Genomic DNA, 8651 nt, shown 5'->3' with positions numbered 1-8651 from the left:
GCGGGTGCGTGCTGGCGCGGTGCGCCGCCATGGCCTTCTCGGAGGCGCCGGTGAAGCTGAAGCCGGTGGGCAGCATCAGCCCCTTCTGGCTGCCGCCGACGCAGACATCGACGCCCCATTCGTCCATGCGGAAGTCGTAGCAGCCGAGCGAGCTGATGGTGTCGGCCATCAGCAGGGCCGGGTGCTTCAGCTCGTCGAGCATGGCGCGCACCTGGTCGAGCGGCAGGCGCATGCCCGCGGCCGTCTCGTTGTGCACACAGCAGACGGCCTTGATCTCATGCGCGGTATCGGCGGCCAGCGCCTCGCGGATGGCGGACATCTCCACGCCACGGCGCCAGTCGCAGGGGATGTGCTTCGTCTTGAAGCCCAGCGTGCCGCACATCTTCATCCAGGAATCGGAGAAGTGGCCCGTCTCGGGGATCAGCACGAGGTCGCCCGGCGAGAGCGTGTTGACCAGCGAGGCCTCCCACGCACCGTGTCCGGACGCCGTGTACATGAAGAGGTGCTGCTCGGTCTTGATGACCTTCTTCAGCCCAGCGAAGCAGGCGTCATAGACGGCCATGAAGGCGGGGTCGTTGAAATCCATGCTGGCGCGCGCGGTGGCGAGCAGCACGGAATCGGGAATATTCGTCGGACCCGGATTGGCGAAGAAAAGGCGGCCGCGCGCCATCGGGCGTGCGGGGGCCGGAGCTGTGTGACCGTCCATTATCTTGAAGCTTTCCTGTTCGGCGTTCCACCCAGTATCGAGCGGAACGCCAAGGGTATCAACGCTGGAGGCGAACGCCGGTGCGGGCAACGACGTCGCGGTACTTGGCCACCTCAGCGATCATGAAATCGCGCGTCGCCTCGGGGGTGTTGGCGGCCGTCCAGGCGGCGACGCCGGCGCCGAGCAGGCGCTGACGCATCTGCGCCTCGGTCACGGTGGCGACCAGCGCGCGGTTCACTTGCGCGACCACCGCGGGCGGCATGTTCGGCGGGCCGACGATCATGTTCCAGGTCGTCATCTCGAAGCCCGGAATCGCGGCCTCGCCCAGCGTGGGAATATCGGGGAAGGCGGGGAAGCGCTCGCGGCTCGTGACGGCCAGGCCCCGCACCAGCCCGTCGCGCACCTGGCCGGCGGCGCTGGCGAGGACGGCAATGCCGAACTGGCCCTCGCCCTGGTGGATGGCGGTCAGCATCAGCCCGCCGCTGCGATAGGGGACATGGGTGAACTTCGCGCCACCCAGCGCCAGCGCCATCACCTCGACGGCGAGATGCGGAATCGAGCCGACACCCGAGGTGGCATAGGCGAATTCCTCGGGGCGCGAATTGCGCAGCCGCTGGACGACCTCGGTCGGCGTGCGGCCGGGGAAGCTCGGGTTTACCACCAGGATCATCGGCGCCGTGCCGACCATGCCGATATGGGTGAAATCGGCCACCGGATCGTAGGACGTGCCCCCCTCCAGCGCGGCCGGCGCGATGCCGTGCGACGACACCTCGATGAGCATCAGCGTGTGGCCATCCGGCGACTGGCGGCGCAGCCAGTCGGAGGCGACGACGCCCGAGGCGCCGGCACGGTTCTCCACCACCATGCGCGCCCCGGGCGCGAGATTGGCGGCGAAGCGCTCGGAGATCATGCGCGAGGCGATGTCGGTGCTGCCGCCCGGCGCGAAGCCGGTGGCCAGGGTGATCGGCCGATCGGGATAGGTCTGCGCCGCGAGCGGTGCGGCGATCACGGCAAGGCAGGACGCCGCGAGCGCGATTCTTCGAAGCATGGATATTCCTCGGCTTTTTTCGTTGTCCCGATGAAGCCCCACCCGACACGCGGATGCAAGCCGTCATGACACGTCAGGACACCGTAAACCGAGGGTCTTCGGCGGGGGGGCGAGGCGGCCCGCCTCGCCCCCCGCCGGTCGCGCTTTATTCCGGCAGGCGTCCGAAGAGCCCGTGATCCAGCGCGGCGCGATAGACCCGTGCGGGGAATTCCGAGGCGCTGGCGGCGCCGCGCAGCGCCGCGACGTCGTCCTCCATCAGCGGCGTGATGGCCGGCAGGAATTGCGGCGTGGGCAAGGACGCGACCGGCCGGCCGAGCAGCGTCTCGATCACCTCGTCGGTGACGGGCGCCAGCGCGCCGCAGGTCATCTCGAACCGGCCCAGGCGCATGATGCGGCCGGCGAAGGCCGTGCCCTCCATGCCCTCGCGCGCCAGGACTCGGTCCTCGATGCGCAGCTTCGTGCCGCGCAGCAGGTCATCGGCCTCGACGCCGCCTTCGAGGTGCGCGCCGACCACGCGGAACAGCGTGAAATGCGCGCGGGAGAGGGCGGCCAGGACGGCCGCCTCCTCGCTGCCCTCGGCGTATTCGCCGGCCTTGGCCTCGCGGTCCAGCGCCCGCGAATGCCCGCCCATCGGCCCGAAGACGCCCAGATCGACCACCAGCAGCAACTGCGCCTGGTTGCCGACGCTCACCTCGTCGTTCTTCCAGTCCAGGCCGAGCGCCCGCGCCTGGCTCGCCGCCGAGGCGCGCGGGATGCGGCGTCCGGCGGCGGTCAGGATGCGCTCACGGATGGCGCTATAGGCCTCGTAGTTCGAAGTACTCATGCGTTGATGCTCATGGCCCATTGATGCCCAGCGAAGCGGCCGTCTCCAGGATGCCCTGCCAGGCGTCCCGCGAGAGCGGAACGCCCGAGACCGTGCGGGCGGCGCGGCGGTGATTCTCCGGCTCGCCCGGGACGAGCACGGGCGAATCGATGTCGGCCGGCGCGCAGGACTTCACCCAGTCCAGATAGTCGGCCGCAGCCTGATGGAAGGAATCCTCGTCGCCGAAATGCTGCGGCGAGAGGTAGATGGACAGCATGCCATTGGCAATGCGGCCGCGCTCGGTGATCGGGCCCGAGGTACCGCCGCCCGTCAGCGCGCCGGCCAGCAGCTCGCACATCAAAGCGAGGCCGGAGCCCTTGTGGTCGCCGAAGGCGCGGATGGCGCCCGATCCGCCGGCCGCATTGCGCGGGCCGACCTGCTCATAGGCGCCGTAGAGGGTGTGCGGATCACCCGACATTTCGCCATCGGAGGTGATGAGCGCGTTCTCCGGCAGCGCCTTGCCGCCGTTGGAGGCGACCAGCACCTTGCCTTCGGCTACGAAGGAGGTCGCGAAGTCGAGGATGACCGGGCCCTTGGGCAGCGGCACGCCGATGCTCATCGGCGCCGTCGAGAAGCGGCGCTCCTTGCCGCCGAAGGGCGCGACCAGCACCGAGCCCGCGACGTTCACGAAATGGATGGAGATGAGGCCCTGGGCCGTCGCCATCTCGGCATAGTCGCCGGTGCGGCCGATATGGCCGGCATTGCGCAGGCCGACGATGCAGGAGCCCTTCTCCAGGGCGCGGGCGATACCGAATTCGGTGGCCTGCTTGGCGACCGTCTGGCCGAAGCCGAAATTGCCATCGAGCAAAGCGAAGGCGCCGCCATCGCTGATGACGCTGATCTTCTGGCCGGCGACGACATAGCCCGCCTTCTGCCATTGCACGTAGCGCGGCACGCGGTCCACGCCGTGGCTGTCGTGGCCGGCGAGGTTGGCGCCCACCAGGTGGTTGGAGATGCGCGCGGATTCCTCGGGGCTGCAGCCCGAGGCGCCGAAGATCTTGGTGACGAAGCTCTCGAGCTCGGTCACCGGGATGTAGACATAATCGGGCTCGGCCATGCGCGTATTCCTCTTCCTGAGAGGAAATTGCCCCTGGCCGCCCGGCCCGTCCAGACCCGTATCCGCTCAGATCGTCGGGGTGCAGGCCGCGAGGGTCACGCGGAGCATGGTGCCGGTCGGCGATCCGCCGAAGGGATTGATTGTCCGCTGGTCCCTGGTGGAACCGCCGGCGATGCGGAAAGGCCCCTCCGGGCCGGATTTCCTCTGATCCGCCCTGACGCTCCCGCGCCGCCGCGATCCGGCGTGTCGTCCGAATGGCCGATCGGACGGCAGGGAACCATCCGATCGCGGCAATGGCGCCGTTAGGCGGCGCCTTCGTGACCTTACAGGACGCGGCCCGTGCGTGCGTCGAGCAGGTGCATGTTGTTCATGTCCGCCGTCAGCACCAGCGGCACGTTGGGCGCGGCCTCCACGGTGGGCTCCAGCCGCGCGCAGCAGTCGCGCGCCTCGCCCAGGTGGAAATGCGCGAGAGTCTCCATGCCCATCGGCTCGATGACCTCGGGCGTGATGGTGATCTCGGCGCGGTTGGGCAGGCCGAGGCGCTGGTCCGTCAGATGCTCGGGGCGGATGCCGAAGAGCAGGTCCAGCCCCGGCGCGCCGGCATAGCGCGCGCGGCGCGACTCCGGGATGGGCAGCACCGCGCCGCCGGGCAGATGCACCGCACCATTCTCCACCCGTGCGGGGAGAAAATTCATCGCGGGGCTGCCGATGAAGCCGGCCACGAAGCGCGTCGCGGGGTTGTGATAGAGCTCCTGCGGCGGGCCGACCTGCTCGATGATGCCGCCATTCATCACGACGACGCGGTCGGCCAGGGTCATCGCCTCCACCTGGTCGTGCGTGACGTAGACGGTGGTGGTGCGGACCGTCTGATGGACCTTCTTGATCTCGGTGCGCATCTGCACGCGCAGCTTCGCGTCGAGATTGGACAGCGGCTCGTCGAAGAGGAACACCTTCGGATCGCGCACGATGGCGCGCCCCATGGCGACGCGCTGGCGCTGCCCACCCGAGAGCGCCTTGGGCTTGCGATCGAGCAGCGGGATGATGTCGAGGATGCGCGCGGCTTCCATCACGCGCCGCTTGATCTCCTCCTTCGCGAACTTCCGAAGGATGAGGCCGAAGGCCATGTTGTCGAAGACCGACATGTGCGGATAGAGCGCGTAGTTCTGGAAGACCATCGCGATGTCGCGATCGCGCGGGGGAATGTCGTTCACCACGACGCCGCCGATCGAGATATCGCCCGAGGTGATCTCCTCGAGCCCCGCGATCATCCGCAGCGTGGTGGATTTCCCGCAGCCGGAAGGCCCGACGAGCACCACGAATTCATGGTCGGCGATGTCCAGGTCGATGCCTTTCACGGCCTGGACGTCGCCCTCATACATCTTGACGATCTTGCGAAGCGAGACTTGCGCCATTGTGGTTCAACCCTTTGTCGCGCCGGCGGTCAGCCCGGCAATGTAGTAGTCCATGAGGAAGGCGTAGATGACGACGGGCGGCAGCGCCGCGAGCAGCGCGCCGGCCATGATCTGCCCCCAGGCGAAGGTATCCGCGCGCACCAGCTGCGAGACGATGCCGATGGTCAGCGGCATCTGGTCCGGCGTGGTGACGAAGGCGGTCGGATAGACGAAGGCCGCCCAGGACACGGTGAAGGCGAAGATCGTCGCGGCGATGATGCCGGGCAGCGCGACGGGGATGAAGATCTTCGTCAGCATCTGCATCCAGTTGGCGCCGTCGATCAGCGCGGCCTCGTCCAGCTCCTTGGGGATGGAGGCGAAGTAGCCGATCATGATCCAGGTGCAGAAGGGCACGGTCAGCGTCGGATAGACGAGCACGAGCCCCCAGATGGAGTTGAGCAGCCCCAGCCCGCCGACGATCTGGTAGAGCGGGATGAAGAGCAGCGTGTCCGGCACGAGATAGGTCAGGAACACGCCGGTCGCGAGGAACTGGCTGCCGAAGAAGCGCATCCGGGCCAGCGCGAAGGCCGCGAGGATCGAGATCACCATCGTGATCGCGACGACGAGGCCGGTGATGATGAAGCTGTTCACGAAGAAGCGCAGGAACATCCCGTTGCCGAGCAGCGCTCCGTAATTCTCCAGTGTCGGATTGCGGACCAGCCAGGGATTGCCCTGCATGTTCGCGATCTCGGCACTGCCCTTCAGGCTCGTGATGAACATATAGACGGGCGGCGCCAGGAAGATGATCGCGGCCAGAGTGAGGGAGGCATAGGCCCACCACATGGCCCAGCGCCGCTCGCGCGAGAGGCTGCCGGCCTTGCTGTAGATCGTGGGGGAGGGCGCGGTGGTGACGGACATCACATCTGCTCCTTGGTCCGGCGAGTGACGCCGCGCAGCACGAAGAAGGCGCAGACCGCCAGGATCGGCAGCATGAAGAGGGAAACGGCCGCGCCGCGCGGGATATTCCCGCTCAGGATGCCGACCTGGAAGGCATAGCTCGCGAAGACGTGGGTGAGGTCGCGTGGTCCGCCATTCGTCAGCACCCGGACGATGTCGTAATTCGCGAAGGTCACGATCAAGCTGAACAGCACGGTGATGGAGATGATGTTCGCCATCATCGGCAGCGTCACGTAGCGCAGGCGCTGGAAGCCGTTCGCGCCATCGATCGCCGCGGCCTCGTAGAGCTGCTCGGGGACGGATTTGATCGCCGCCAGGTACATGATCATGAAGAAGGGCGCGCCCACCCAGACGTTCACGATGATGATCGCGGCCCGCGCCCAGAGCGGCTCGCCCAGCCAGGGCACCGGCGGCGCGCCGACCAGCGAGATCAGGTAGTTGATGGAGCTGTAGGAGGGGTCGTACATCCACCACCAGCCGAGGGTGGAGAGCGCCGGCGGAATCACCCAGGGCACCAGCAGCATGCCGCGCCATTTGCGCTGCCCCTTCACCGGGATGTGGTGCAGCATATGCGCCAGCCAGAAGCCGATCAGCGCCTTCACGATCACCGCCGTGATGGCGAAGATGCACGACTGCCACACGACGTTCCAGAAGGTGTCGGTGTCGAAGAGGATCTCGAAATTGCCGAGGCCGATGCTGCGTTCCATCGTGCGGTTCAGCGTCGAGAGATAGATCCCGTAGCCCGCCGGATAGACGACGAGGCAGGTGATCACCAGCAGCAGCGGCAGGGTCATCAGGAAGGCGATGGTCGATCGGCGGCGCGCGAAGCGCTTCAGGCTGCCCGTGCCGGAAGGCACAGGCGCCACGCGCGAAGCTGGGGTGAGCGTATCGGCGGACATGACGGTTTCTCCTGCCGTGAATCGCAAATCGGGCGGGGGATCGCTCCCCCGCCCCGTTCCTGCTCAGCCGCGCGCGAAGTTGCGCAGTTCGCGCTCCGCCCAGGCCATCGACTGGTCGATGGTCTCGCCGCCCTGCGCCACGCGGGCGATCATCTTGGTGTTGATCGCCTGGTTGTAGGCCTGCACCGCGATCTCCGCGGGGGCCGGCGCGAAGGCGATGTTCTGCTGCGCGTTGTGATGCGGCTTCAGTGGATAGTTGTAGACGACGCCCGTGGGCGGGCCTTCCGTCTCCCAGATCTTGAAGTCCGACATGGTGGCGAAGGGCGGGATATCGTAGCCGGAGCTGGTCGTGGTCTGCGCCTCAGCCTGCTCGCGCTCGGAGAGGAATTCCAGCAGCCCCTTCGCCGCCGGCTTGACGCGGCTGAAGCTCCAGATGCCCCAGAAGTACGGCAGATAGGGCGTGAAGCGCCCGGCCGGGCCGGCCGGCATGGGGAAGGTCCAGCACTTCTCCGCCACGGCCGGCGCGTCGCGCTTGGCCACGGCCCAGGTCGAGGGCGGGTTGAAGATCAGCGCCGAGCGGCCGGAGATCAGCGCGCGGTTGTTGGACGCGTCGTCCCAGGCATAGACGTCGTTCGGCAGGAAACGGCACAGCCTCACGGCGTATTCCAGCGCCTGCCGCACGGCCGGATTGCTGCGCACGGTGACATTGCCGCGTTCGTCGATCATGGTCGCGCCATAGCTGCGGAACAGCGAGCCGACCCAGTCCACCGCGTCGGTGAAGCTGCCCATCGGCAGGCCGAAGGGCACCTGCGCCTGGGCGCATTTCTCGGCGGCGACGAGGAAGTTGTCCCAGTTCCACTGATCGACGCCGGGGCCGACCTGGTTGGCCGCCGGATACATGGCCTGCACGTCGATGCCGGCATGCTGCTTCAGCAGGTCGAACCGGCCGAGCGACGGCTTGTGCTGGCTGCCCGACACCGCGGGAATCGCGCGCCAGGCGCCTTCCCGCTTGGCGAGGTATTCGCCGATCGGGTTGACGGGGCCGTACTTCGCGACAAGGCGGCCGACCACATCGTCGATCGGCTCCAGCAGGCGCGCATGGGCCGAGGGCTCCCAGGTCGGGAAGCTCAGGATGTCGTGCCCGGAGCGGCTCTGCGCCTGGGCCGCGATGGTCAGCAGGTTCTGGTTGCCGACGGAGGTGATGAAGTCGAGCTGCACCTCGACGCGATTGCGCTGGCCCCATTCGGCGCAGAGGCGGCGCAGCACGTCGTTGCCGACCGGAACCCAATGGTCCCAGAATCCGCATCGCAGCGTGCCGCCGGTGCCCTGCGCATGGACCATGGGGGAGGCGAGAACACCCGCCGCGATCACCCCAGCCCCCGAGCGCAAGGTATTGCGCCGGCTCAAGCCCTTCTCTGCCATCTTGAACATCCCTGTATTTTTTTCACGGTCTTCGCCGCGGGGCGGAGGTTAGGCAAACTGGGCATCGCAGCGCAACCGATTGATGCATCGGCTTCCAGGCGTGAAGATGCCCCCATGGACACACAATTCTTCGATGCGCTCGTCATCGGCGCCGGCATCGCGGGCGCCACCGCGGGGGCCCATCTCTCCGCCACGCACAAGGTCGCCCTGATCGAGGCGGAGGAAAGCGCCGGATATCATACGACTGGCCGCTCCGCCGCGATCTGGATCCTCAGCTACGGCAGCGCCGACGCGCAGATCCTGACCGCC

General features: G+C 67.6%; 9 protein-coding genes. 1 reads left to right on the top strand and 8 read right to left on the bottom strand.

What is annotated here, in order from left to right; translation table 11 throughout:
* The 8 genes from ACO057_RS15170 to ACO057_RS15135 form a co-directional block, all read right to left on the bottom strand.
* Positions 1 to 706: pyridoxal-phosphate-dependent aminotransferase family protein (locus tag ACO057_RS15170; RefSeq protein ID WP_421993197.1), on the bottom strand; the 706-nt coding region annotated here is incomplete at its 3' end.
* Positions 707 to 764: 58 nt separating this feature from the next.
* A complete protein-coding gene (locus ACO057_RS15165; protein ID WP_421993195.1) occupies positions 765 to 1754 on the bottom strand; it encodes a Bug family tripartite tricarboxylate transporter substrate binding protein in 990 nt (329 codons plus the stop codon).
* A gap of 145 nt (positions 1755 to 1899) precedes the next feature.
* Positions 1900 to 2577: a hypothetical protein gene (locus tag ACO057_RS15160; protein WP_421993193.1), complete on the bottom strand. Its 678-nt coding sequence runs from the start codon at positions 2575 to 2577 to the stop codon at positions 1900 to 1902.
* Between the two features lie 10 nt (positions 2578 to 2587).
* The gene (locus ACO057_RS15155; protein WP_421993191.1) at positions 2588 to 3673 is read right to left on the bottom strand and encodes a malate/lactate/ureidoglycolate dehydrogenase; all 1086 of its coding nucleotides are present in this window, start codon (positions 3671 to 3673) and stop codon (positions 2588 to 2590) included.
* 323 nt (positions 3674 to 3996) lie between these two features.
* On the bottom strand, positions 3997 to 5085 hold the full coding sequence (locus ACO057_RS15150; RefSeq protein WP_421993189.1) for an ABC transporter ATP-binding protein: 1089 nt from the start codon (positions 5083 to 5085) through the stop codon (positions 3997 to 3999).
* A 6-nt stretch (positions 5086 to 5091) separates the two neighbouring features.
* Positions 5092 to 5982, bottom strand: coding sequence for a carbohydrate ABC transporter permease (locus ACO057_RS15145; RefSeq protein ID WP_421993187.1), 891 nt, complete (start codon positions 5980 to 5982; stop codon positions 5092 to 5094).
* Entirely contained in the window at positions 5982 to 6920 is a 939-nt protein-coding gene (locus tag ACO057_RS15140; RefSeq protein WP_421993185.1) for a carbohydrate ABC transporter permease, read from the bottom strand. Before ACO057_RS15140 ends, ACO057_RS15145 begins: the two co-directional genes overlap by 1 nt.
* 63 nt (positions 6921 to 6983) lie before the next feature.
* On the bottom strand, positions 6984 to 8351 hold the full coding sequence (locus ACO057_RS15135; RefSeq protein ID WP_421993183.1) for an ABC transporter substrate-binding protein: 1368 nt from the start codon (positions 8349 to 8351) through the stop codon (positions 6984 to 6986).
* Between the two features lie 105 nt (positions 8352 to 8456).
* On the opposite strand from ACO057_RS15135, the gene ACO057_RS15130 reads away from it, so the two are divergent.
* A partial coding sequence (locus ACO057_RS15130) for an FAD-dependent oxidoreductase (protein WP_421993181.1) occupies positions 8457 to 8651 on the top strand: 195 nt, incomplete at its 3' end.

This window comes from Roseococcus sp. (assembly GCF_965227005.1).
Lineage (GTDB): Bacteria > Pseudomonadota > Alphaproteobacteria > Acetobacterales > Acetobacteraceae > Roseococcus.
The sequence above is the reverse complement of the archived record's forward strand: the minus strand, read 5'-3'. Positions and strand labels throughout refer to the sequence as shown.

What these genes read in the sequence shown, in the direction of transcription:
- ACO057_RS15140 (WP_421993185.1), bottom strand. Translation starts at nt 6,920, where the DNA reads ATGTCCGCCGATACGCTCACCCCAGCTTCGCGCGTGGCGCCTGTGCCT.
- ACO057_RS15145 (WP_421993187.1), bottom strand. Translation starts at nt 5,982, where the DNA reads ATGTCCGTCACCACCGCGCCCTCCCCCACGATCTACAGCAAGGCCGGC.
- ACO057_RS15155 (WP_421993191.1), bottom strand. Translation starts at nt 3,673, where the DNA reads ATGGCCGAGCCCGATTATGTCTACATCCCGGTGACCGAGCTCGAGAGC.
- ACO057_RS15150 (WP_421993189.1), bottom strand. Translation starts at nt 5,085, where the DNA reads ATGGCGCAAGTCTCGCTTCGCAAGATCGTCAAGATGTATGAGGGCGAC.
- ACO057_RS15165 (WP_421993195.1), bottom strand. Translation starts at nt 1,754, where the DNA reads ATGCTTCGAAGAATCGCGCTCGCGGCGTCCTGCCTTGCCGTGATCGCC.
- ACO057_RS15160 (WP_421993193.1), bottom strand. Translation starts at nt 2,577, where the DNA reads ATGAGTACTTCGAACTACGAGGCCTATAGCGCCATCCGTGAGCGCATC.
- ACO057_RS15135 (WP_421993183.1), bottom strand. Translation starts at nt 8,351, where the DNA reads ATGTTCAAGATGGCAGAGAAGGGCTTGAGCCGGCGCAATACCTTGCGC.